This is a genomic window from Kitasatospora sp. NPDC127116 (genome assembly GCF_042677365.1).
GTDB classification, from domain to species: Bacteria; Actinomycetota; Actinomycetes; order Streptomycetales; family Streptomycetaceae; genus Kitasatospora; species Kitasatospora lactacystinica.
In genome coordinates, this window is the sequence record NZ_JBHXTL010000065.1 from 1 (window position 1) to 21,752 (window position 21,752).

Here is a 21,752-nt window from a genome sequence, read left to right on the forward strand (position 1 = left end):
CGAGTCGACCCGGGCGGCCTGCGCCGCTGTTCGGCTGTTCGGCTGTTCGGCCCCTCAACTCCTCAGCCGTACGGACCGTCAGCCGTGGCGGCCGCGACGACGGCGGGCGGCCAGCACGGCCAGGCCGCCGAGGCCGAGCAGGCCGACGCCCGCCACGCCGAAGACCACCGGGGCGTTGCCCGCGCCGGTGGAGGGCAACTCACCGCCGCCACCGGGGTGGTGGCTGGTCGGCTGCCCGGTCGGACGGTGGCTGGTCGGGGCCGGACCGGCACTCGACGTCGTCGCACTGGCCGACGGCGAGGTGGGCGCGGGCGAGGTCGGCGACGGCGACGTGGGGATCGGAGAGGTCGGCGACGGCGACGTGGGGGACGGTGAGGTCGGCGACGGCGACGTCGGGCTCGGAGACGTCGGGGACGGCGAGGTCGGCGAGGGCGAAGGCGTCGGTGAGGTCGGCGACGGGCTGGGCGTCACGACGCAGTCCGGCAGGTCGCCGTCGAACGGGTAGCTGTGGATCTCGTAGCCGCCGGTGCCGGTGTGGATCAGGTTGCCCGCGAGGTACACCCGGCCGTTCATGCCCGGCTGGGCGATGGTCGTGGTGCCGCCGGGGTTGCCGGCCATGACCGAGCCCTGGAACTGGGCGCTGCCGAGGATCTGTGCCGAGGTCGCGGTCGGGAAGTTGTACATGAGCTTCGAGCGCATGTCGGTGGTCTGGTCGCCGGCCAGCCCGGTACCGGTGTAGGTGTTGATGATCGGGCTGTCCCCGAGCATGTTCACCACGACGGTGGCGCCGGCCGGGATGTTGTTGAAGACCAGGCCGATCTGCCCGCCGGACGGCGAGGCGAGGTTCTGGGCGACGTTGAAGACCTGCTTCATGCTGGTCCCGTCACCGGTGAAGGTCGCCTGACTGGAGGAGATGTCGACGGTGCCGGTCGCGGTGGCCCGGCCGACGCAGTCGGAGACCTCCTCGATCTGGGTCAGCACCGTCTGGTACGGCGCGGCGGCGTTCGGGTCCTGGATCGACTCGCCGGTGGGGTCGATGTTCACGGTGCCGGTGACGGAGCCCGCGTGCCGCAGGTTTCCGAAGGCCGGCCCGTGCGAGTCGCTGCCGCCGATCAGGATCGCGTTGCCGGTCACCACGTCGACGTTGCCGCCGGTGGTCACGAAGTCGCTGCCGTTCGGCGGCACCACGCGCGAACCGACACCGACGACGCCCATGTTGTAGATGCCGCCGCCGTTCTTGTCGACGGTCAGGTTCCCCAGCGCGACGATCTTGCCCTCGGCCTCCGCGGCCCGGCCGTTCACGGTGTAGTTGCCACCGGTGAAGACGTTGATGGTGGAGTCGCGGCCGGTGAAGTCGCCGTTGTTGGGCGGCGGCCAGGTGGCGGGGCAGTCGGGTCCCGTGCAGGCGCCCAGCGGCGGGGCCAGCGGAGCGGCCGAACCGACCGTCAGCACCGCGGCCAGCGGCAGCGCGGTGACGGCGGTCGCCACCGCGATCCTGACGGCCCGGCGCCCGCGCGTCGCCGGGGTTCTCACGGCGGTCGTTCTGTGATCCGGCGAACCGGTGGCCTGATCCATCGACAATTCCTCCGTGCACGAGAAAAGGGCGAGACCGGATGACCCGCCACGTTCCATACGATCTGCTGGCGATCCCATAGATCCGGGATATCCAATACCAAAACGGACTTATCGCAGCCTACAGACCCTCAGATCGGATCTGAAACTCATACGTACGGAGCAGGGATCCCCAGGGCGGGCGCCGACCGGCGGCGAGGGCCTAGGTTGGGAGGCATGACCACCGAGGCCCAGGAACAGAGCGCGCCGCTCGTCTCCGTCGCGTCCGCCGACGCCGTACTGCGGCACCCCGAGGCGGGCGAGCACCTGCTGACCGCCATGGAGCGGGAACGCGCCGCGCGCTTCCGGCACGAGTCCGGTCGGATCGACTTCACCGCCGGGCACCTGCTGGTCCGGCTCTGCGCCGCCCGGCTGCTCGACGTACCGGTGGCCGGCCTCGTCCTCGCCCAGCAGTGCCCGGACTGCGGGCTCGCCGACCACGGCAAGCCCTACCTGCCGGACCACCCCGGGGTGCACGTCAGCCTGTCGCACACCCGGGGCGTGGTCGCCGCCGGCGCCGGGTTCCAGCCGGTCGGGGTCGACGTCGAGCTGTCCGACCGGGGCGGCTCGCTGCGTTCGGTCGCCCGCCGGGTGCTGGCCCCGGCCGAGCTCGCCCTGGTCGAGGCCGACCCGGAGCCGGAGCAGGCCTTCCTGCGGCTCTGGGTGCGCAAGGAATCGCTGATCAAGATCGGACGGGCCACCCTGGACACCCTCGGCCGGGTCGACCTCTCCGCCCTGCCGCTGTCCGTCCCGCCGGGCCCGCCGCTGCGCAGCCGGTGGGAGGACCTGCACCTGCTCGACTGGACCGACCCGGAGCACGCCGCCGCCGTGGGCGCCGTCAGCACCGCCCCGCCCCGGATCGTGGAGCTCACGGCGGCGGGCTGAACGGCCGGGCCGGAGGGGGCTCGACGCCGGGCCGGGACGGGACAGGACGGGCGCCGGGACGGGACGGGACGGGACGGGCGCCGGGACGGGACGGGCGCCGGGACGAGTACCGGGCCGGAGCGGGCTCCCCGGCGCCCACCCGCGCGGTGGGCCGGGAAATAAGCGGTGTTAGCGTGCCTGGTCGTGGGCACGCCGAACGCGGGTGCCCGCCCACCAGCTGCCCACCGGATCCAAAGGGTGCCCCGCCATGGCCAAGTTCCTGCTGAGCCTGCACGTCCTCGTGTCGGTCCTGTTCATAGGCCCGGTCGCGGTGGCCGTCAGCATGTTCCCGCGCCGGGCGAAGGCCGCGCTGGCCGGAGGCCCGGACCGGGCCTCCGACGCCGGCGTGCTGCGCGTGCTGCACCGGATCACCCAGGTCTACGCGCTGCTCGGGGTCGCGGTGCCGGTGCTGGGCATCGGCCTGGCCCAGGTGATGGACGTCCTCGGGCAGTCCTGGGTGATCGTCTCGATGGTGCTGACCGCGATCGCCGCGCTCGCCCTGCTGCTCTTCGTGCTGCCCGGCCAGCAGGCCGCGGTGGACGCGCTCGAACTCGACCCGTCGGACGAGCAGCACACCAAGGCCGTCGGCGGCCTGAAGATGCTGCCGATGACCGCCGGGGTGTTCAACCTGCTGTGGGCCGTGGTCGTGGTGCTCATGGTCATCCGCCCGGGGTCGAGCACCGGCGTCTGAGGCCCTGCTCCCGCCGCGCCCTCCCGACCGTCGCGCCCCCTCCCGCCGACCGGGCCCGTTCGAGTACCGTCCTGGGCCATGACGATCATGGCGGGCATGGGCAGCCCGACGGGAACCGGCGTCGGCCCGCTGCTGCGCGGCTGGCGGGAACGACGGCAGCTCAGCCAACTGCAACTGGCACTGCGGGCGGACTCCTCGGCCCGCCACCTCAGCTTCGTCGAGAACGGCCGCTCCCGGCCGAGCCGCGAGCTGGTGCTGCGACTGGCCGAGCAGCTGGACGTCCCGGTGCGCGAGCGCAACACCCTGCTGCTGGCGGCCGGTTACGCCCCGCACTACCGCGAGACACCGCTGGACGACCCGTCGATGGCCGCGCTGCGCGGCGGGCTGGAACGGCTGCTGGCCGCCCACGACCCGTACCCGGCGGTCGTGGTCGACGGGTCCTTCCGGGTGCTGGCGGCCAACCGCTCGCTCGGGTTGCTCATCAACGGCGTCGCCCCTCACCTGCTGGAACCGCCGTTCAACGCGATCCGCGTCACCCTGCACCCCGACGGGCTGGCTCCGCGCATCGTCAACCTGCCGCAGTGGCGGCAGCACCTGCTGGAGCGGATGGAACGGCAGCTGGAGCTGGTCCGCGCCGAGCCGCTGCGCCGACTGTACGAGGAGGTCCGAAGCTACCCCGAACCGCCCGTCGAGGACCCGGCGGGTGGACCTGACGGGAACGGACCGGCCGGGAACGGTCCGGCCGCGGGCGGACCCGTCACGGGCGGACCGGCCGTCGACGGGTTCCCGTTCGCGCTGCCGATGCGGATCCGGCACGAGGGACGGGTGCTCTCCTTCCTCTCCACCATCGCGACCTTCAACACGCCGGTGGACGTCACCGTCTCCGAGCTGGCCATGGAGACCTTCCTCCCCGCCGACACGGAGACGGCACGGTTCCTGCAGGCCGCCGTCGGGCCCGAACGCTAGTCGTCGGGCCCGAACGCTAGGCCCGCTCGCGGGCCTCCCGCCGCAGGGCGGTGAACTGGAGGACGGCGAACAGGGCCACCGCCGCGGCCTGCACCGGGATCCAGACGGACCCGGCGGTGGTCGGCTCCAGCCACACCGCCATCGCGACCAGGCTGAGCACCACCCAGGCGAGGTTGACGTCGATCACGGTCCGCACCCCGAGCACCGGCGGCCGCCGGCGGGCGGCCAGCGCGCCGACCGCGAGCGCGTAGCCGAGGAGCAGCAGCCCGACATCGACCAGGGTGGTGCGGCCGGCGCCGAGCAGTTCGCCGAGCGGGCCGGAGAGGGCCAGGTAGGCCAGGCCGTTGCCGCCGGTGACCAGGGCGTCCAGGGCGAGGGCGCCGCGCACCGTCCGGGGCGAGAAGACGGAACCGGGCCTGGCGGGGGTGAGGGTGTTCACGTGGGCGGACACGGCGGATCGCCTCCTGTCGGGGGTGGGAGCCCGGGACCGTGGCGGCCGCACCGGGTGCCACCACCCTGCCCGGTGCGGCGGCGGGCGTCGATTACCCCGCGGGTAACGGCCGTCGCGTGCCCGGCGGGCATGTCAGACACGCCCTACGGCCTCCGGGGCGGCTGCCGGAGCAGCACGCCCGCCCGCTTCACCGCGCGGGCGGTGATGGTGGTCTCGGCGCGGGCGACGCCGAGCGGGCCGAGGACGTCGGTGAGGAAGCGGTACAGCTCGCCGTGGTCCGGGCAGAACACCGTGGCCAGCAGGTTGGCCGGACCGCTGGTGGCGAACACCCCGTGCACCTGCGGGTGGCGGGCCAGCGCCGCCCCGACCTCGGCGATCCGGCCGGGCGGCACGTCCAGCCAGAGGTTGGCGTCCACGGCCATGCCGAGCAGCCGCGGGTCCACGGTGGCGTGGGTGCGCAGCAGCCCCACCCCGTCGAGCCGGTGCAGCCGGCGGCGCACCGTGGACTCGGGCGCGCCGACGGCCGCGGCCAGCACGGCGTGGGACTGCCGGGCGTCCTCGCCCAGCCGCTCCAGCAGCGCGCGGTCGAGGCCGTCCAGCGGCGGGGGTGCGGCGGGGCGCGGGACGGCGGGCCGGGCGAGCGCCTCGGCCTCCTCCTCGGTCAGGTGCCCGGCCTGCCACTGCCCGGCGTCGGCGAAGGCGTGCAGCACCGCGTGGGTGGTGGTCTCGGTGACGGCGCCGGTCGCGGGCAGCTGCCCGTACAGCAGCCGGTCGCGGGAACCGGCGTCGGTGAGCATCACGGCGCCGACCTCGTGGCCGCCGAGCATCACGTCGACGAACGGGACGTCGGGGCGGTCGGCGAGGGCCTGGGCGATGGCGTCCACCCGGCCGCTCAGCACCCGGACCCGCAGCAGCAGCGCGCCCACGGCCGCGTCCTCGACGTCCGGCAGCCGGACCACCCGCAGCACCCCGGCCTGCCGCATCCGGCCCAGCCGGCGGGTGACCGTCCGCGCGGACACGCCCAGGACCTCGGCGATCCGGCCGGGCTCGGCCCGTCCGTCCACCTGGAGGGCGCACACCAGGCGGCGGTCGAGGACGTCCAGCACGCTGTCCGGATCGGCGGTGGAGAGGTCCATGGTGTCCGATCCCCGTCACTCTCGGCGGCTTCTGCGTCCTGTTCGGCAGCCCTGACGGTACTCCTTGTCCCGGGCGGCCGGAGCACACCGGCCCCGAGCCCCGGCCGGAAGCTCCGGTCGGAAGCTCCGCTCGGGCGCCGGCCCGGGGGCTCCGGTCGGGGCGCCGGCCCGGGGGCTCCGGTCGGGGCGCCGGCCCGGGGTGAGGAATCGAGGAGGAGGAGTCACCGTGACGAACGAACTGTGGACGCTGGCGGAGGGTGTGGAGGCCGCGGTGCGGGAGGTCGGTGCGGGGCTGGCCGCACGCCGGTCCGCCGACCCGGTCACCGCCCGGACCGCCGAGGAGGCGGCGGCCCGCTTCGCCGAGCTGGACGGCCCGGCCGCCGCCGTACTGCGGGAGCGGCTGACTGCGCTGCACCCGCAGGCCGGCTGGGTGCCCGAGGAACTGGACGGGTCGGTGCCCGCCGAGGGCGAGTGGTGGCTGTGCGACGCGACCGACGGCGCGGTGCAGTACCTGCTCGGGCAGCCGCACTGGGCGGTGACCGCCACGCTGGTCCGGGACGGCGCGGCGGTGCTGGCCGTGGTGCACGCCCCGGAACAGGACGGCCGCACCTACCGGGCGGTGCTCGGCGGCGGCGCCGAGCTGGACGGACGGCCGATCGCGCCCCTGGAGCGGGAGTTGGCCGTCACCGTCGCCGCCACCAGCCAGCCGCCCCGGGTGGCCGCCGACCCGGTGGCGCTGCGCCGGGCGGGCGAGTCGCTGTCCGCGATGGCGGGTGCCGTCCTGGCGGTGCGCAACCTCGGCCCCACCGCGCTCCAGGTGGCCCAGGTCGGCTCCGGCCACCTGGCGCTGTTCTGGGAGTACGGCCTCGACGCGGGCAACCTGCTGCCCGGCGCGCTGATCGCGCGCGAGGCGGGCGCCGCGGTGACGGACGCCGCCGGGTCGGCCTGGACGACCGGCTCCGACGGCTTCCTCGCCGCCGCGCCCGGGCTGCACGCCCGGGCGCTGGAACTGCTGCGGACGGTGCGGTGATCAGTCCTCGGGCTTGATGCCGAAGAGGGCGGCCGCGTTGTCGTGGCAGACCGCCCGCAGCCACTCCTCCCCCAGCCCCAGCCCGGCCAGCGCCTCCAGCTGGTGCACGTACCGGTACGGGATGTTGGGGAAGTCGCTGCCGAGCAGGACGCGCTCCCGGAGCCCGCGCAGGCGCGGCAGCTCCCCGCGCGGGAACGGGACGTCGGCCTCGGCGAAGTCGGTGAACGCGATGGTGGTGTCCAGCCGGACGGCCGGGTGGCGCTCGGCCAGGTCGAGGAAGCCGCGGTACTCGGGCATCCCGAGGTGGGCGACCACCAGGACCAGACCGGGGTGCCGCTCCAGCACCGCGCCGATCGGGCCGGGGCCGGTGAACCTGCCCGGCACCGGCCCGGACCCGCAGTGGGTGACCACCGGGGTGCCGGTCTCGGCGAGCAGCCCCCAGACCTCGTCCAGCAGCGGATCCGCCGGATCGTAGCCGCCGACCTGGAGGTGCGCCTTGAACACCCGGGCACCGTCCTCGATCGCCCGGGCCACGTAGCCGGGCGCCCCGGGCTCGGGGAAGAAGGTCGCGGTGTGCAGGCACTCCGGGGTGCGGGCGGCGAATTCGGCGGCCCAGGCGTTCAGCCAGCCCGCCATGCCGGGCTTGTGCGGGTAGAGCATGGACGTGAACGCCCGGACGCCGAAGTCCCGCAGCCGGCGGACCCGTTGTTCCTCCGCCTCGCGGTAGGTGATCGGCCAGGGCCGGTTCACCAGCGGACCGGCCGCGTCGAAGTACGCCCACACCTTGTCGAGGACGTTCTTCGGCATGAAGTGGGTGTGCACGTCGATCAGCCCGGGCAGGCCGAGCTCCTGCCAGAACCGCCGTACGCCGTCCGCTTCCTGACCGCCCGCCCGGTCCTGACCGCTCACACGATCACCGGGCGGGCGCGGTCGATGATCGCCGCGGTGTCGACCCCGGCCGGCAGGGTGCCGAAGGCCGCGCCGTGGTCGCCGCCCAGCCGGCTCGCGCAGAACGCGTCGGCCACCGCAGGGCTGCCGTACCGGACCAGCAGCGAGCCCTGGAACGCCAGCGCCATCGACTCGACCAGCCGGCGGGTGCGGTACTCCAGGTCGCCCAGGTCGGTCAGCTCCTTGCGCAGCGCGGCGACGGCCGCGTCCAGCCGGCGGTCCGCGCCCGCCGCGGCGTCGAGTTCGCCCAGGAAGGCCTCGACGCTCTCCGGACGCTTGGCCATGGCACGCAGCGCGTCCAGGGCGGCGACGTTGCCGGAGCCCTCCCAGATCGACACCAGCGGCGCCTCCCGGTAGAGCCGGGGCATCCCGGACTCCTCGACGTAGCCGTTGCCGCCCAGGCACTCCAGCGCCTCGGCGGAGTGCGCCGGACCGCGCTTGCACACCCAGTACTTGGCCACCGCCAGGCCCAGCCGCCGGACCAGCGCCTCGTTCCCGTCCCCGGCGAGGGTCAGGTCGGTGGCCCGGGCGAGCCGCATGGCCGTGATCGTGGCCGCCTCGGACTCCACCACCAGGTCGGCGAGCACGTTGCGCATCAGCGGCTGGTCGACCAGCGCCTTGCCGAACGCCCGCCGGTGCAGGGCGTGGTGGACCGCCCGGGTGGCGCCGTAGCGCATGCCGGAGGCCGCGCCGATGGTGCAGTCCAGCCGGGTCATGTTGACCATCTCGATGATGGTCGGGACGCCCCGGCCCTCCTCGCCGACCAGCAGGCCGACCGCGCCGTCGTACTCCAGCTCGGCCGAGGCGTTGGACTTGTTGCCGAGCTTGTCCTTGAGCCGCATCAGCTGGAGGCGGTTGCGGCTGCCGTCCGGCAGGACGCGCGGCAGCACGAAGCAGCTGAGGCCGCCCGGGGCCTGGGCGAGGGTCAGGAAGAGGTCGGACATCGGCGCCGAGGTGAACCACTTGTGGCCGGTGAGCCGGTAGGTGCCGTCGGCGTGCGGAACGGCGGTGGTGGTGTTGGTGCGGACGTCCGAGCCGCCCTGCTTCTCCGTCATCGACATGCCGGCGATCAGCCCTCGCTTGGTGCGCGGCTCGCGCAGCCCGAAGTCGTACTCCCGCGCGGCCAGCAGCGGCTCCAGCTCGGCGGCCAGCGCCGGGTTGGCGCGCAGCGCCGGGACGGCGGCGTAGGTCATCGAGACCGGGCAGGTGTGACCGGCCTCGACCTGGCCCCAGACGAAGAACCTGGCGGCACGGGCGGAGTGGGCACCGGGGCGCTCGTCGCGCCAGGGCGCGGCGTGCAGGCCGTACGAGACGGCGGTGCGCATCAGCTCGTGCCAGGCCGGGTGGAACTCGACCTCGTCGATGCGGTGGCCGAAGCGGTCGTGGGTGCGCAGCACCGGCGGGTTCTCGTTGGCCAGCCGGCCCCACTCGGCGGCCTGCTCGGAACCGGCCAGCCGGCCCAGCTCGCGCAGCTCGGGCTCGGCCCAGCCGGCGTCGGCCCGCCGGAGGGCATCGAGCAGGGTGGGGTCGGCGGCGGTGTCGTGGCCGTACGGCAGGGGCACCTGGTTGGTGACCTCATGCGTCGCTGTCATCGCGTCCTCCCAGGGCACGCAGGGTGAAGGAGACCAGGGCGGGGACCACCGCGGCGCTGTCGCTCCTGATGGCGCCGCCGGCGGTGCTGCTGGTGGTGGTACTGCTGCTTTGGGTGCTGCTGCTGGTGGTGGTGCTGCTGCTTGTGGTGCCGTCGCCGCGCTCGGGCGGCCCGGCGGCGGCGACCGGTGCGGCCGCGAGCGGGCCGGCCAGGGCCTCGCCGACCGCGCCGACCAGGGCGGCGGCGGTCAGCACCGGATCCTGCTCGGGCAGTTCGCCGCTCGCCACGGCGGCGGCGATCTCGGTGGCGATCACGTCCCGGAACGCCCGCCGGAAGACCAGGCGCTCCTCGTCCACGACCGCGTCGGCCGGCTCGACCAGCAGCGCGTACGCCAGCCGGGGCGCGCGCAGGGCACGGGCGGCGAAGGTCTCGACCACGGCGGCGATCCGCTGCCGCGGGGTGTCCCGGAGGGCGACGGCGGCGTTGACCGCGTCGATCTCGTGCGTGACCACCCGCCGGAAGAGCTGCACCGACAGCTCGGCCTTGCCGGAGAAGTGCTGGTAGAGGCTGCCGGTGGCGATCCCGGCGCGATCCGCCACGGCGGCCATCGTGCAGCCGCCGTAGCCGCGCTCGGCGAGCAGGCCGACCGCCGACTGGAGCACCGCTTCCCGCTGGGCGTCCAGGCGGGCTTGTACGGCGGGCGTGCGTCGGTAGGCCATGGAAGTATTGAAGCACTGATTCACTGCTTCGGGGAGGGGGCCGGCCAGGCCGTTCCCGGGCCCCGTTTCCCGCCCCGCGTCTCAGCCTCGCTTCCCGGCCCCGCGTCTCAGCCTCGCGTCCGCGCTTCCGGGACGACGCGAGGAGGCCGCCCCCTGGTACGCGGGGGGCGGCCTCCTCCTCGTGCTTCGTGGCGCGGCCTACTGCGCGCGAGCGCTACAGCGGGCGGCGCTCCTGCTCCAGCCGCTGGCCCTCGACGTCGAGCGGGCCGAACTCCGCGCCCGCCTGCGGCGACTTGGCGAGCGAACGGGCGGCGTCGGGGTCACCCAGGCCCGCCCACTCCAGCACCTTGGCGGTGGCCTCCGCCGACTGCGCGGCCGGCAGCTGCTCGATCTTCGAGCCGTGGTTGCCACCGGGCACGGTGTAGACGTAGCTGTCCTCGCTGCCCCGGCCGAGACGGAACGGCTTGGCGCCCCACGGGTCGTTGCCGCCGTAGACGTACATGATCCGCTCGCCCTCGCGCTTCACCCAGCGGTCGATGTCGGGCATCGCGTTCGGGTTGAAGACGGTCGGGATCTCCTTCGGCACGTAGCTGCGGACCGAGTAGAGCTCCTTGTAGTCGTAGTGCAGCACGCCATTGAGGTGCGAGACGTCGAAGAACGGCGCACCGAGCTCGGTCGCGGCCTGGTAGTAGTACGCGGTGTACTTCGCCAGCGACTGGTCGCTGTTGCCGGTGATGCCGGACTGCGAGTCGAACCAGGCGTACAGCTCGTCGTCGGTCGCGGTGGCGGCCACCGGGACCTTGGCGCAGTCGGCCTCCAGGCTGTACTGCCAGAACGCCCAGACCACGTCCAGCACGCCGGCCTCGTACGCACGGTCCGGGGTGCCGAGGGTATTGAAGGTGGACCCGGCCGCCGTGTTGTCGGCGACGAAGCGGGCCTCCAGACGGTCGCGGCGCACCAGCAGCTCACGCTGGGCGGCGTTCAGCCTGGCCCGGCACTCGGGGGTGCCGACGGTCCGGAAGAACTCGCTGTACGCCGCGTAGTCGTTGACGTTCGTGTTGTTCGGCGCGACGTAGGCGATCGTGCCGGCAACGTCGTCCGGGTAGAAGCGGCGGTAGAAGGTGGAGGACATGCCGCCCTTGCTGGCGCCGGTGGACAGCCACTCCTCCTGGTAGATCCGCTTGAGCGCGGTCACCAGCCGGTGCGAGTCCGCGGCACCCTGGCGGATGCCGGCCTTGGACCAGTCCGCCGGGTTCGGGCGGGAGGGGGTGAAGAACCGGTACTCGATGGACACCTGGTTGCCGTCCACCAGCCGGGTCGGCTCGGTGCGGGACGGGTTGGTGCCCAGGGTGTAGCCGTTGGTGTAGAAGACGGTCGGGCGGTCGTAGCCGCGGTGCAGCAGGCTGAAGCGCTGCTGGAAGGTGCCCAGCCAGGGCCGGTTGTGGTCGATCGGCTGGGTGTACGTGGCGATGAAGTAGCGGTGACCGGTGGTGGTCGGCTTCTCCTCGGTGATGGTCACCCCGGGGATCGCCGCCAGACGGTCCTTGATGTCGGCGGTCGGGTCGTCGGCGGGGCTCCGGCCGTGGCGGGACCCATTGCCCTGGCCGTCCTGCGCCCCCTGGGCACCCTGCGCGCCCTGGCTGTCGGCGGCGGACGCCGGGCTCGCCAGGCCGCCGAACGCGAGCAGCGGTATCAGCAGGGCCGACACCATCAGCCTTCTCACGGTGGTGGTCATCAACTCTCCATCTGTTCAACTGACATGAATGCCGCCTGCCGGTGCGGCCGTGCGGCGCGGGTCGCGCTGGTCGTGCTGGTCGTGCTGGTCGTGCTGGTTGTGCTGGTTGTACGGATAGTGCAGGTGGTGCGGTGGCCGACCGATGGACGGCCGAATGGGCCACCCGCCGTTCGCGGATGGCCCATCGGGAGAAACGTGCTGGTCAGCGGGGTTGTCCTGACTGCCTACGGGCGGGGCAGGGTGCAGCCGGGGAGGGTGAGGTCGAAGCGGTTGCCGGCGGCGAAGCAGGCCGGGATCCCGTAGGTCTCCTGGGCGTAGCCGATGCCAGGACGAACCGTCACGGCACCGTTCTGGTCGACCTCACAGGGGTTGTCCAGGGTGCAGGTCTCGCCGCTCTCGTTGATCGTGTTGTTGACGGCGACCACCTGGCCGGTCGAGGCGTCGACCACCGGCGAGCCGGAGGTGCCGCCGATCACGTTGCAGGTGGAGGTGTAGCGGACCGAGTCCTTGAAGGTCCAGTCGGCTTCCTTCAGTCGGTAGGCGAAGCCGTCGACCGAGCAGGAGTAGATCTTCTTCCAGTAGCCGGAGACGACCCGGATCGAGGTGCCCTGGACCGGGTGGGTGGCGGCGAGGGTCAACGGGGCTATCCCGTACCGGGACTGGATCGACGCGTAGGTGGTGTTCAGCTGGTAGATCGACACGTCGGTGTCGGTCATCGCGCCGTAGACGATCTTGGTCGCACGCAGCGTGGCCGCGCTGCCGCCGCTCGCGTTGAGCAGGGTGAAGCTCCGACTGGAGGACCGGTTGAGGACGACCTCGCCCGGACCGGGCATACCGGTCTCCAGGCAGTGGCCGTTGGAGAGCACGAGGGCCGGGTCGCTCGCGGCCGAACCGGGCATCCGCACCAGCGAGCCGGAGCAGTTGCTGAGCGCGACCGTCCCGGCGAAGGTGACGGCGGCGACAGGCTTGGCGGCGGGCTTGGCGGCCGTGGCTGCGGCCTGAGCCGGAACGGCTCCGACGAAGGCGGTGGCCCCGGCGACCAGGAGTGTGGCAACCGTGCCTATGAGCGGCTTCTTCATGAGAGACCTCTCGGTGTGGGGGAGGGTCCACGGGTGGGGGTCCACCAAAGCTGTCGCGGACATGACCCACTGTCAAGAGTCAAAGCAACACCAAGAACCTCCCAAGACGCATTGGCCGGTTACCGCCGCCGCTCGGCACGCGACTCCGCACGCGACTGGGCACGCGGTCCGGAGCGCGGGCCGGAGTACGAACCGGGGGTGCGGACCGGGGGTGCGGACCGGCACGCAGTCCGGGACGCAGGCCGAATCGCGGCCGGATCCACAGCCGGCTCAAGGGCCGCGCGAGCCGGTCGCGGGCCGGCCGAGCCGGAACGCCGCCGGATCCACACCCCACCGCGGGCCGGCCGCACGCCGGCCACGCGTCCCCGCCGGCCGGTCAACTGCCGTGCCCGTACGGTCAACCCGCCTGCCAGCGCTCCCGGCCGAGGCTGATCAGGCGCAGCTGGAAGCGCGCGGTGGCGGCGATCCGCTGCTCCCGCGCCGGGTCCGTCTCCAGCGCCTCCAGGAAGGCGGCGGCCGTGGAGACCATGTGGTCGACGTACAGCTCGGCGAGCATCCGCAGGTCCCGCTCGCTCCACCCCCGTGACTCCGGCTGCGGCGCCAGGGCGGCTCCCACTTCGGCGGCGAAGCGGCCGAGTTCGGCATCGATCGCCTCCCGCACCTGCCGGACCCCGCCGTGCCGCTCACGCGCCAGGAAGCGGACGTGCCCCCGGTGCTCGCGGACGTGTCGTTCGATCACGTCCACCGCACGGTCGATCAGCTCCTCGGCACCACCGGCCTCGGCGAGCACCGCACGGATCATGATGTGCAGGCTGGCCAGCGACTCCTCGACCAGTGCCACCCCGAGGGCCGCGAGGTCCGGGAAGTGCCGGTAGAAGGCGGCCGGGGAGAGCCCCGCCTCGCGGGTGACCTCGCGAACGCCCAGGCTCGCCAGGTTCTGATCGGCCAACAGGTGCAGTCCGGCGTCCAGCAAGGCCCGCCGACTCTGCTGCTTCTGGGCCTGCCTGGCCCCAACGGTGTGACTCACGCCATTCAGTAAACAATCGTTTGCTGAACTTGGCCAGCCGAGCGTACAGTGGAACCGAAGTCAGTGAACACTTGTCAACCGAAATCGGCGCAGTCCCAGCCGCAGCCGAAGGAGCCAGTCGTGATCCTGTTCTCCGCCCTGGTCGCCATGGGTGTCCTGATCGGCACCGCCGCCCACACCTCGCTCCCGGTCTTCCTCGCCGCCTCCGCCGGCATCACCGCCTGGCTGCTCGCCTTCGGCGCCCGCGAGGGCATCGCCCGCCTCCGGCACCGCTGACCCGGCCGCTCCGCGGACCGCACCCGCGGCCACTCCACAGAGAGGACCCGCACCATGAGCACCGTCACCGACCACCCGGCCGCCTCGATTCCGGCCACCGTCCGGCGGATCGTCAGCCGCCCGGCGAGCCGCGGCCAGGCGACCGACCGCCAGGCGGACATCCGCCGGACGACCGACCGTCAGGAACCGAACCGCCAGGGAACCGTCGAGGCCGACGGCCTCGCCATCGCCTCCTTCCTCCTCGGCCTGCCCGGTCTGCTGCTGTTCAACATCGTCCTCGGGCCGATCGCCATCACCCTGGCCACCCTGGCGCTGGTCCGCGGCACCAGCCGGCGCGGCCGCGCCCTCCTGGGCCTGACCCTCGGCATCGCCTCACTGGCGATCCTCGCCGTCACCCTCGTCACCTCCCACGGGGTGCTCATCGACATCGGCTCCTGAATCCGGCCCAACTCCCCTTCCGCTCCTGGCTCCTGTACTCGCCCCTTGCTGCTCTCCGTTCCCGATCCACCCTTCGCCCTTGATGCGCCCAGCGATCAACCCAGCGATCAACCCGGTGATGCGCCCAGCGATGCGCCGACGGTTCTCGTGGCGGCTCACTCGGCGGATCCCGACGGCCGGAGCGACTGTTCGAACGACTGATCCCGTCAACCCGCCCCGTTCCCCCGGCCCGCCCCGTAGGGTGGGCCCCATCGGCCGGACGACCTCAGGGGGCAGGAGTGACTACGGAGAACCGCAGCGACACACAGCCGGAACGACCCACCCCAACGGGTGGACGGCTGCTCGCCGTGAGCGATCTGCACATCTCCTACCAGGAGAACCGCGACCTGGTGGAGAAGCTCCAGCCCTCCCATCCCGGCGACTGGCTGCTCGTCGCCGGTGACGTCGCCGAGCTCACCACCAGCATCGAGTGGGCCCTCGGCCTGCTCGCCGAGCGCTTCGCCCGCGTGGTGTGGGTGCCCGGCAACCACGAGCTGTGGACCCACCCCGAGGACCCGGTCCAGCTGCGCGGGGTGGCCCGCTACGAGCACCTGGTGGAACGCTGCCGCCGGCTCGGTGTGGTGACCCCCGAGGACCCGTACCCGGTCTGGGAGGGCCCCGGCGGTCCGGTCCGCATCGTCCCGCTCTTCCTCCTCTACGACTACACCTTCCGTGCGCCGGGCACGACCACCAAGGAGGCCTCCCTCGCGGCCGCCTACGAGACCGGCGTCGTCTGCGCGGACGAGCGGATGCTCTACCCGGACCCGTTCCCGGACCGCGACTCCTGGTGCCGCGAGCGCGTCCGGCTGACGGAGAAGCGGCTGGCCGCCTGCGACCCGGACGTCCCGCTGGTCTTCGTCAACCACTACCCGCTGGTCCGCCAGCCCACCGATGTCCTCTGGTACCCCGAGTTCGCCCAGTGGTGCGGGACCGAGCTGACCGCCGACTGGCACACCCGGTTCAACACCGCGGCGATGATCTACGGCCACCTCCACATCCCGCGCCGGACCACCTACGACGGCGTCCCGTTCACGGAGGTCTCGCTCGGCTACCCGCGCGAGTGGCGCAAGCGCGGACTGCCGAACCCCCTGCTGCGGGAGGTCTTCCCGCAGACGGCGGACTGAGCATCCGGTTCGGCCGCTCCCACCTCCTTCTCCACCGCACCCGCTCTGCCAGGTCCCGTTCCACCGCCTCCTACTCCGTCGCGATCGCCCGCAGGATGTCCAGCCGCGCCGCCCGGCCCGCCGGGCGGAGTCCGGCCACCGCGCCCGCCAGCAGCCCGGCCACCAGGACCACGGCCAGCTGGAGGGGCGGTATCGCGAACGATCCCGTCCCGGCGCTGTCCGAGGCCCGCACCAGGGCCCAGCCGAGGAAGGCTCCGAGCCCCAGACCGCCGACCGTCCCGAAGGCCGCCACCAGCACCGACTCCCAGCGCACCATGCCGCGCAGCTGGGCGCCGCTCTGACCGACCGCCCGCAGCAGCCCCAGCTCCCTGGTCCGCTCGTGCACCGCCAGCGTCAGGGTGTTGGTGATGCCCAGCAGCGCGATCAGCACCGCCAGCGCCAGCAGCGCGTAGACCACCGAGAGCATCGTGTCGACGCCGGAGGCCGCGCTCTTGGCGTACTCGGCGCGGTCCTGCACCTGCGGGCTGCCGTACGGGACCAACGCCCGTTCCACCGCCGCCTTGCCCGCGGCGGCCGGCACGCCGTCGCGCAGCCCGACCGCGACCATGGTGTCCGCGTCCTGCCCCCGGTGCGGGGCCCAGGCCTGTCGGGTGATCAGGTAGTCCCCGGCCAGGCTGCCGCCCTCGTACAGGGCACGGATCGTGAACGGACCGCTCGCACCGTCGGTGAAGCCCACGGTGACGGACTGTCCGAGGCGCCAGCCGTGCTGCTGCGCCTCGCTGCGGGAGACCGCCAGCCCGTCCGTACCGAGCGCGGCCAGCGAGCCGTCGACCCGGCCGAGGTCCACGATTCCGGACAACCGGGCCGGGTCGGTCACGTCCAGCGTCCGGCCGTGCCCGTCGATCCGGGCCACGCCACGGCCGAGCCCGACCGTCTGCCGCACCTCGGGCAGGGCGGCCAGGGTGTCCGCCACCTTGGGGCTGATCCCGCTGCCGCCGGCCCCGAACGAGGCGGTGGTGACGGCGAGATCGCCCGCGAAGGACCTGCTCACCGTGGAGTCCAGGGTGGCCTTGATCGAGGCGCCGAAGACGGTGAACAGCGTGACCACCGCGACCCCGATCATCAGGGCGCTCGCGGTGGCCGCCGTCCGGCGCGGGTTGCGGGCCGCGTTGCGCCGGGCGAGCACCCCGGAGACCCCGCGCAGCCTGGGCAGCGGCGCGCCCAGCGTCCGCACCGCGAGGGCCGCGGCGACCGGGCCGAGCACCACCATGCCGGCCAGTACCGCCAGGGCCCCGACGGCCGTCAGCAGCACGGACGGGCCGTCCGTCGCCCCGAGGACGGCCACCGGCACTCCCCCGGTCAGCAGCAGGCCGCCGAGCACCACCCGGACGGCGCCCGAGCGCCCCTGCGCCGCCCGGTCGACCCCGGTCTCCCGCAGGGCCGCGAGCGGAGCCGTCCGCCCGGCCCGGACGGCCGGCAGCAGCGCGGATCCCACCGCGACCAGCGTGCCGACCAGCAGCGGCAGCAGGACGGCGGCCGTGCCGATCACCATGCCGCCGGTCGGCAGGGCGAAGCCGAGTGCGGAGAAGAGCGCCTTGAGTCCGGCGGCCACCCCGATCCCGCCCAGCAGCCCGCCCAGCGAGGCCAGCAGGCCGACCGCCAGCGCCTCCGCCAGGGTCGCCCCGAGCACCTGGCCGCGCACCGCCCCGAGTGCCCGCAGCAGCGCGTTCTCCCTGGTCCGCTGGGCGACCACGATGGCGAAGGTGTTGTGGATGGTGAACGTCGCCACCAGCAGTGCGATCCCGGCGAAGACCAGCAGCAGCGTGGTGAACATGGTCAGGAACCGCCCGGACACCAGTTGGGTGGACTCCTGGGTGGCCGCCGCGCCGGTGATCGCCTGGACGCCTGCTGGCAGCTGCGGGGTGATCCGGTCGACCAGCTCCCGCTGGGAGACCCCGCCCGCGGCGCGGACCTGGATCGAGCCGGCCTGCCCCTCTCCCTTGGGCGTGAGGTACCGCTCGGCGTCCGCGAAGGTCATCGCGGTGAAGGTGCTCGGCCCCATGCCGTCCGCGTCCGCCCCGAAGGTGGCGATGCCGACGACGGTGACCGGCACCGGATCGGGGGTGCGCAGCACGGTGGTCGAGCCGACGCGCAGCCCGCCCGACTTCGCCGCGCCCCGGTTCACCACCACCTCGCCCGGGGCGGCCGGCGCCCGGCCCTCGGCCAGCCGGTACGGATTGAGCCGGCCGTCGACCAGCCAGTTGCCCGCCAGGGTGGGCGGGCCCTGACCGCCGATCGGCTTGCCGTTGCTCCCGATGAGCTGGCCCGCACCCTGGACGGACGGCTCCGCGGCCGCCACCCCCGGCACGGTGCGCAGCCGGTCGGCGAGCGTCACCGCCACCGGTGCCCGCACCCCGCCGACCGTGCCCGCCGAGTCCAGCACGTCGGTGCTGCGGACCACGACGTCGGTGCCGGCGTTGGCGTCGGCGAAGAGGGTGTCGAAGTTGGCCCGCAGGGTGTCGCCGAGCACCATCGTGCCGGTCAGGAAGCTCACCCCGAGGAAGATGGACAGGAGGGTGCCGGCCAGCCGCCGTTTGTGGGCGCGCAGCGAGCGCAGGCTGAGCCGGAGGGGAACGGCGTTCACGACCGCCCCCGTTCGAAGGCCTTCATCCGGTCCAGCACCAGGGCGGAGGTGGGCTGCCGCATCCGGTCCACCAGCCGTCCGTCGGCGAGGAAGAGCGCCTCGTCGGCCCAGCCGGCGGCCGTCGGGTCGTGGGTGACCATGACCACGGCCCGGCCCATCTCGTCCACCGCCCGGCGCAACAGGCCGAGCACCTCGCCGCCGCTGCGGGAGTCGAGGTTGCCCGTCGGCTCGTCGGCGAAGACCACCCGGGGCCGCCCGGCCAGCGCCCGGGCCACCGCGACCCGCTGCTGCTGGCCGCCGGAGAGCTCGCTCGGACGGTGCCGCAGCCGGTCGCCGAGTCCGACCACGTCGACCAGCGTCGCCAGCCAGGCCTGGTCCGGGGCGGCCCCGGCCAGGTCGAGCGGGAGGGTGATGTTCTCCAGGACGGTGAGCGTGGGCACCAGGTTGAACGCCTGGAACACGAAGCCGATCCGCTCCCGGCGCAGCAGCGTGAGCCGCCGGTCGTTGAGCGGGCCGAGTTCGGTGTCGCCGATCCAGGCGCTGCCGGCGGTGAGCCTGTCCAGCCCGGCCGCGCAGTGCATCAGGGTGGACTTGCCCGAGCCGGACGGGCCCATGATCGCGGTGAACCGCCCGGCCGGGAACTCCACCGTCACGTGGTCCAGCGCGCGGACCTCGGTGCCGCCGACGCCGTAGACCTTCACGGCGTCGGCGACCCGGGCGGCGGTGCCCCGTACGACGTCCAGGGTGGTCACCTGGCGCCACCTCCCTTGGCGTCGTCCCGCGGCGACTCGCTGAGCACGGCCCGCTTGGCGCGGTACTCCTCGGCGTCGATGTCCCCCTCCGCGTAGCGCCGGCCCAGGACGGCCAGCGGATGCTCCGCCGCGGCTCCGGCTCCGGCTCCAACCCCGTACCCGTACCCGAACCCGCAGCCGTGCCGCCGCCAGACCGTGCGGCGCAGCACCGCGATCACCAGGACCACCACGGCGATCCAGATCAATGGGATCAGCAGGATCCATGGGCCGGGGCCGTGCCAGTCGGCCAGCTGGGTGTACATGGTGGTTCAACTCCTCGGTGGTGGGCCTCCAGGACCTCGGGTGGTTCCCGAGGTGACTGGAGCGTCCCGCAGCGAGGTCTCATCACGCGTCCTACCAGCAGCGGCAGTTGGGATACTCCCGGGAGAGTAGGAACCACCCGCGACACGCGGGGCCGGAAGCAGCCGCGCGACGGCGACGCCTCCGGCGCACCCGCCCCGTGGACCGCGACCGCCCATGGACCAACCACCCGTGGGCCAACCGCCCATGGACCGCAACCGCCAGGAGCGGATCAGCCCAGCCAGCCCGGCCGCACCAGCCCCGACTCGTAGGCCAGCACCACCAGTTGCGCCCGGTCCCGCACGCCGAGCTTCACCATCGCCCGGCTGACGTGCGTCTTCGCCGTCAGCGGGCTGACCACCAGCCGCCGGGCGATCTCCTCGTTGGACAGCCCCATCCCGACCAGGGCCAGCACCTCGCGCTCCCGCTCGGTCAGCATCGAGATGTCCGAGAGCCCCTCCGGCACGGCCTCGGGCGCCTTCGACCGGGCGGCGAACTCGCCGATCAGCCGCCTGGTGACGCCCGGCGAGAGCAGCGCGTCCCCCGCGACGGCGACCCGGATCGCCCGCAGCAGTTCGGCCGGCTCGGTGTCCTTGACCAGGAAGCCCGCGGCCCCCGAGCGCAGCGCCTCGAACACGTACTCGTCCAGCTCGAAGGTGGTCAGCACGACCACCCGCACGGGGGACAGCGCCGGGTCCTCGGCGATCCTCCTGGTCGCCTCCAGCCCGTCCATCCGGGGCATCCGGATGTCCATCAGCACGACGTCCGGGACGAGTTCACGGGCGAGCCGCAGCGCGGCCTCGCCGTCGTCCGCCTCGCCGACCACCGTCAGGTCGTCCTGGAGGTCCAGCAGGGCCCGGAAGCCCGCCCTGACCAGCAGCTGGTCATCCGCCAGCAGTACCCGAATCAATCGCTCTCCGCCTTCGGTGTCGGCAGCTCCGCCCGGACCCGGAAGCCGCCGTCGGGCAGCGGCCCCGCGGCGATGGTGCCACCGAACGCCGCCGCGCGTTCCCGCATCCCGACCAGCCCGCTGCCCGACCCGCCCGCGTCCGCGAGCACCGCCGGCCCCGGGTCCTCCACCCGGACCACCAGCACGGCCGGGTCCGTCCAGTCCAGCACCACGACCGCCTGGCGGGCCGCCGAGTGCCGGACCACGTTGGTGAGCGCCTCCTGGACGATTCGGAAGGCGGTGAGGTCGACGGCGGCGGACAGCGCGCGCCGCTCGCCGCGCTCCTGCACCTCCGCCGCCAGGCCCACCCGGTCCGCCTGCTCGGTGAGTTCGTCCAGCCGGTCCAGCCCCGGGGCCGGTCCGCGCGGCGCCGCCCCGGGCCCGCGCAGCGTCGCGAGCACCTGGCGGACCTCGCCGAGCGCCTCCTTGCTGGTCGACTTAATGGTGACCAGCGCGCCGCGGGCCTCCTCCGGCCGACGGTCGAGCAGCGCCAGCGCGACCCCGGCCTGGATGCTGATCAGCGACAGGCTGTGCGCCAGGATGTCGTGCAGCTCCCGGGCCATCCTGAGCCGTTCCTCGTTGGCCCGGCGCTCCTCCAACTGCTGCTGGTAGGCCCGGTGGGCGGCGATCCGCTCGCGCCGGAACCGGACCAGCTCGCCCCCCGCCATCACCAGCAGCAGCCAGGCCAGCAGCCCCAGCTCCTGCAGCCAGACGCTGCCGGACGGCGGGGCCGCGCGCTGCCAGCCCTGCGGCAGGACGAAGGTGCCGAGCAGGTGCACCAGGTAGACGCCCCCCGCACCGGCCCAGGCCGCCCGGCGATGGCCGGAGCCGATCGCCACGCAGCAGGCGATCAGCCAGCTCACGAAGGCCGGCCCGTACGGGTACCCGGCGGCCAGGTACCCGGCGGTGACCACCGAGGTGCCGGCCACCACCGCGACCGGCCGGCGCTCGCGCAGCACCAGCAGCGCCGGCCCGAGCAGCAGCAGGAGGTAGCCGAAGGCGTCCAGCGGGGCCCGCCCGTGCTGGTTGTGCCCGGCGAAGGTCGAGCCGACCACCTGGAGCACCGCGACCGCCGCGGCCGTCCCGAGCGGGTAGCCCGCCTTGGCCGCGCGCACCCACGGCGGGCGCCACGGCTCGGGCGGCTCCTCCGGCGGCTGCGCCGGTGGCCGCTCCACCGAGGGCGGCTCGGTCGGCGGGGACGTGGGCGGCATCATGCCCACAAGCTAGACCGCGACGCGTCCCCGCGCGTCCTCCAGCAGTGGCGTTCGGGCGTACTCCCGCTG

General features: G+C 73.7%; 21 protein-coding genes. 7 read left to right on the top strand and 14 right to left on the bottom strand.

Annotation, left to right across the window (positions count from 1 at the left end; all coding sequences use genetic code 11):
- Nucleotides 1-78 precede the first annotated feature (78 nt).
- On the bottom strand, nucleotides 79-1,488 hold the full coding sequence (locus ACFVHV_RS24530; protein WP_380353421.1) for a choice-of-anchor A family protein: 1,410 nt from the start codon (nucleotides 1,486-1,488) through the stop codon (nucleotides 79-81).
- A gap of 300 nt (nucleotides 1,489-1,788) precedes the next feature.
- Here ACFVHV_RS24530 and ACFVHV_RS24535 point away from each other — a divergent pair, with 300 nt between their 5' ends.
- The 3 genes from ACFVHV_RS24535 to ACFVHV_RS24545 all read left to right on the top strand — a co-directional run bounded on the left by ACFVHV_RS24535 (nucleotide 1,789) and on the right by ACFVHV_RS24545 (nucleotide 4,192).
- The gene (locus tag ACFVHV_RS24535) at nucleotides 1,789-2,496 is read left to right on the top strand and encodes a 4'-phosphopantetheinyl transferase superfamily protein (RefSeq protein WP_359907205.1); all 708 of its coding nucleotides are present in this window, start codon (nucleotides 1,789-1,791) and stop codon (nucleotides 2,494-2,496) included.
- Between the two features lie 247 nt (nucleotides 2,497-2,743).
- Nucleotides 2,744-3,226: a hypothetical protein gene (locus ACFVHV_RS24540; RefSeq protein ID WP_359907208.1), complete on the top strand. Its 483-nt coding sequence runs from the start codon at nucleotides 2,744-2,746 to the stop codon at nucleotides 3,224-3,226.
- Between the two features lie 78 nt (nucleotides 3,227-3,304).
- The gene (locus tag ACFVHV_RS24545) at nucleotides 3,305-4,192 is read left to right on the top strand and encodes a helix-turn-helix domain-containing protein (protein WP_380353423.1); all 888 of its coding nucleotides are present in this window, start codon (nucleotides 3,305-3,307) and stop codon (nucleotides 4,190-4,192) included.
- Nucleotides 4,193-4,208: 16 nt separating this feature from the next.
- Here ACFVHV_RS24545 and ACFVHV_RS24550 read toward each other — a convergent pair whose 3' ends face one another.
- Both ACFVHV_RS24550 and ACFVHV_RS24555 read right to left on the bottom strand, forming a co-directional pair.
- Complete coding sequence (locus ACFVHV_RS24550; RefSeq protein ID WP_380353480.1) at nucleotides 4,209-4,631, bottom strand: hypothetical protein; 423 nt, start codon at nucleotides 4,629-4,631, stop codon at nucleotides 4,209-4,211.
- A gap of 155 nt (nucleotides 4,632-4,786) precedes the next feature.
- On the bottom strand, nucleotides 4,787-5,779 hold the full coding sequence (locus ACFVHV_RS24555) for an Lrp/AsnC family transcriptional regulator (protein WP_380353425.1): 993 nt from the start codon (nucleotides 5,777-5,779) through the stop codon (nucleotides 4,787-4,789).
- Between the two features lie 226 nt (nucleotides 5,780-6,005).
- On the opposite strand from ACFVHV_RS24555, the gene ACFVHV_RS24560 reads away from it, so the two are divergent.
- Nucleotides 6,006-6,809 (top strand): inositol monophosphatase family protein, encoded by an 804-nt coding sequence (locus ACFVHV_RS24560; protein WP_359907219.1) that lies wholly within the window; start codon nucleotides 6,006-6,008, stop codon nucleotides 6,807-6,809.
- Here ACFVHV_RS24560 and ACFVHV_RS24565 read toward each other — a convergent pair whose 3' ends face one another.
- The 6 genes from ACFVHV_RS24565 to ACFVHV_RS24590 all read right to left on the bottom strand — a co-directional run bounded on the left by ACFVHV_RS24565 (nucleotide 6,810) and on the right by ACFVHV_RS24590 (nucleotide 13,908).
- Nucleotides 6,810-7,718: an amidohydrolase family protein gene (locus ACFVHV_RS24565; RefSeq protein WP_380353427.1), complete on the bottom strand. Its 909-nt coding sequence runs from the start codon at nucleotides 7,716-7,718 to the stop codon at nucleotides 6,810-6,812.
- Nucleotides 7,715-9,349 carry an acyl-CoA dehydrogenase family protein gene (locus tag ACFVHV_RS24570; RefSeq protein WP_380353430.1) on the bottom strand — a complete coding sequence of 545 codons (1,635 nt, stop codon included), beginning with the start codon at nucleotides 9,347-9,349 and terminating at the stop codon, nucleotides 7,715-7,717. Before ACFVHV_RS24570 ends, ACFVHV_RS24565 begins: the two co-directional genes overlap by 4 nt.
- Nucleotides 9,333-10,067: a TetR/AcrR family transcriptional regulator gene (locus ACFVHV_RS24575; RefSeq protein WP_380353432.1), complete on the bottom strand. Its 735-nt coding sequence runs from the start codon at nucleotides 10,065-10,067 to the stop codon at nucleotides 9,333-9,335. Before ACFVHV_RS24575 ends, ACFVHV_RS24570 begins: the two co-directional genes overlap by 17 nt.
- A 214-nt stretch (nucleotides 10,068-10,281) precedes the next feature.
- A complete protein-coding gene (locus ACFVHV_RS24580; protein WP_359907227.1) occupies nucleotides 10,282-11,802 on the bottom strand; it encodes a S28 family serine protease in 1,521 nt (506 codons plus the stop codon).
- A 224-nt stretch (nucleotides 11,803-12,026) separates the two neighbouring features.
- Nucleotides 12,027-12,881, bottom strand: a complete 855-nt coding sequence (locus ACFVHV_RS24585) for a serine protease (protein ID WP_359907230.1) — start codon at nucleotides 12,879-12,881, stop codon at nucleotides 12,027-12,029.
- Nucleotides 12,882-13,278: 397 nt separating this feature from the next.
- Complete coding sequence (locus ACFVHV_RS24590) at nucleotides 13,279-13,908, bottom strand: TetR family transcriptional regulator (protein WP_359907233.1); 630 nt, start codon at nucleotides 13,906-13,908, stop codon at nucleotides 13,279-13,281.
- 120 nt (nucleotides 13,909-14,028) lie between these two features.
- Between ACFVHV_RS24590 and ACFVHV_RS24595 the strand changes: the two genes are divergently transcribed.
- The 3 genes from ACFVHV_RS24595 to ACFVHV_RS24605 all read left to right on the top strand — a co-directional run bounded on the left by ACFVHV_RS24595 (nucleotide 14,029) and on the right by ACFVHV_RS24605 (nucleotide 15,785).
- On the top strand, nucleotides 14,029-14,184 hold the full coding sequence (locus ACFVHV_RS24595) for a hypothetical protein (protein ID WP_224277104.1): 156 nt from the start codon (nucleotides 14,029-14,031) through the stop codon (nucleotides 14,182-14,184).
- Between the two features lie 54 nt (nucleotides 14,185-14,238).
- Nucleotides 14,239-14,622, top strand: a complete 384-nt coding sequence (locus ACFVHV_RS24600; RefSeq protein ID WP_380353436.1) for a DUF4190 domain-containing protein — start codon at nucleotides 14,239-14,241, stop codon at nucleotides 14,620-14,622.
- A gap of 347 nt (nucleotides 14,623-14,969) precedes the next feature.
- Nucleotides 14,970-15,785: a metallophosphoesterase family protein gene (locus tag ACFVHV_RS24605; RefSeq protein ID WP_380353439.1), complete on the top strand. Its 816-nt coding sequence runs from the start codon at nucleotides 14,970-14,972 to the stop codon at nucleotides 15,783-15,785.
- 70 nt (nucleotides 15,786-15,855) lie between these two features.
- On the opposite strand, the gene ACFVHV_RS24610 is transcribed toward ACFVHV_RS24605, so the two are convergent.
- From ACFVHV_RS24610 to ACFVHV_RS24630, 5 genes are all read right to left on the bottom strand, one after another.
- Complete coding sequence (locus ACFVHV_RS24610; RefSeq protein WP_380353440.1) at nucleotides 15,856-18,429, bottom strand: ABC transporter permease; 2,574 nt, start codon at nucleotides 18,427-18,429, stop codon at nucleotides 15,856-15,858.
- Entirely contained in the window at nucleotides 18,426-19,181 is a 756-nt protein-coding gene (locus ACFVHV_RS24615) for an ABC transporter ATP-binding protein (RefSeq protein WP_359907244.1), read from the bottom strand. The genes ACFVHV_RS24610 and ACFVHV_RS24615 overlap by 4 nt, the downstream gene beginning before the upstream one ends.
- On the bottom strand, nucleotides 19,178-19,483 hold the full coding sequence (locus tag ACFVHV_RS24620) for an SHOCT domain-containing protein (protein WP_380353443.1): 306 nt from the start codon (nucleotides 19,481-19,483) through the stop codon (nucleotides 19,178-19,180). The genes ACFVHV_RS24615 and ACFVHV_RS24620 overlap by 4 nt, the downstream gene beginning before the upstream one ends.
- A gap of 269 nt (nucleotides 19,484-19,752) precedes the next feature.
- Nucleotides 19,753-20,430, bottom strand: coding sequence for a response regulator transcription factor (locus tag ACFVHV_RS24625; protein ID WP_359907250.1), 678 nt, complete (start codon nucleotides 20,428-20,430; stop codon nucleotides 19,753-19,755).
- Nucleotides 20,427-21,683 carry a sensor histidine kinase gene (locus tag ACFVHV_RS24630; RefSeq protein ID WP_359907252.1) on the bottom strand — a complete coding sequence of 419 codons (1,257 nt, stop codon included), beginning with the start codon at nucleotides 21,681-21,683 and terminating at the stop codon, nucleotides 20,427-20,429. The genes ACFVHV_RS24625 and ACFVHV_RS24630 overlap by 4 nt, the downstream gene beginning before the upstream one ends.
- Nucleotides 21,684-21,752: the final 69 nt, after the last annotated feature.

Bases quoted from the DNA above. Each gene is read 5' to 3' on its own strand.
- ACFVHV_RS24535 (WP_359907205.1), top strand. From the start codon at position 1,789: ATGACCACCGAGGCCCAGGAACAGAGCGCGCCGCTCGTCTCCGTCGCG.
- ACFVHV_RS24540 (WP_359907208.1), top strand. From the start codon at position 2,744: ATGGCCAAGTTCCTGCTGAGCCTGCACGTCCTCGTGTCGGTCCTGTTC.
- ACFVHV_RS24545 (WP_380353423.1), top strand. From the start codon at position 3,305: ATGACGATCATGGCGGGCATGGGCAGCCCGACGGGAACCGGCGTCGGC.
- ACFVHV_RS24555 (WP_380353425.1), bottom strand. From the start codon at position 5,779: ATGGACCTCTCCACCGCCGATCCGGACAGCGTGCTGGACGTCCTCGAC.
- ACFVHV_RS24570 (WP_380353430.1), bottom strand. From the start codon at position 9,349: ATGACAGCGACGCATGAGGTCACCAACCAGGTGCCCCTGCCGTACGGC.
- ACFVHV_RS24575 (WP_380353432.1), bottom strand. From the start codon at position 10,067: ATGGCCTACCGACGCACGCCCGCCGTACAAGCCCGCCTGGACGCCCAG.
- ACFVHV_RS24580 (WP_359907227.1), bottom strand. From the start codon at position 11,802: ATGACCACCACCGTGAGAAGGCTGATGGTGTCGGCCCTGCTGATACCG.
- ACFVHV_RS24585 (WP_359907230.1), bottom strand. From the start codon at position 12,881: ATGAAGAAGCCGCTCATAGGCACGGTTGCCACACTCCTGGTCGCCGGG.
- ACFVHV_RS24600 (WP_380353436.1), top strand. From the start codon at position 14,239: ATGAGCACCGTCACCGACCACCCGGCCGCCTCGATTCCGGCCACCGTC.
- ACFVHV_RS24620 (WP_380353443.1), bottom strand. From the start codon at position 19,483: ATGTACACCCAGCTGGCCGACTGGCACGGCCCCGGCCCATGGATCCTG.
- ACFVHV_RS24630 (WP_359907252.1), bottom strand. From the start codon at position 21,683: ATGATGCCGCCCACGTCCCCGCCGACCGAGCCGCCCTCGGTGGAGCGG.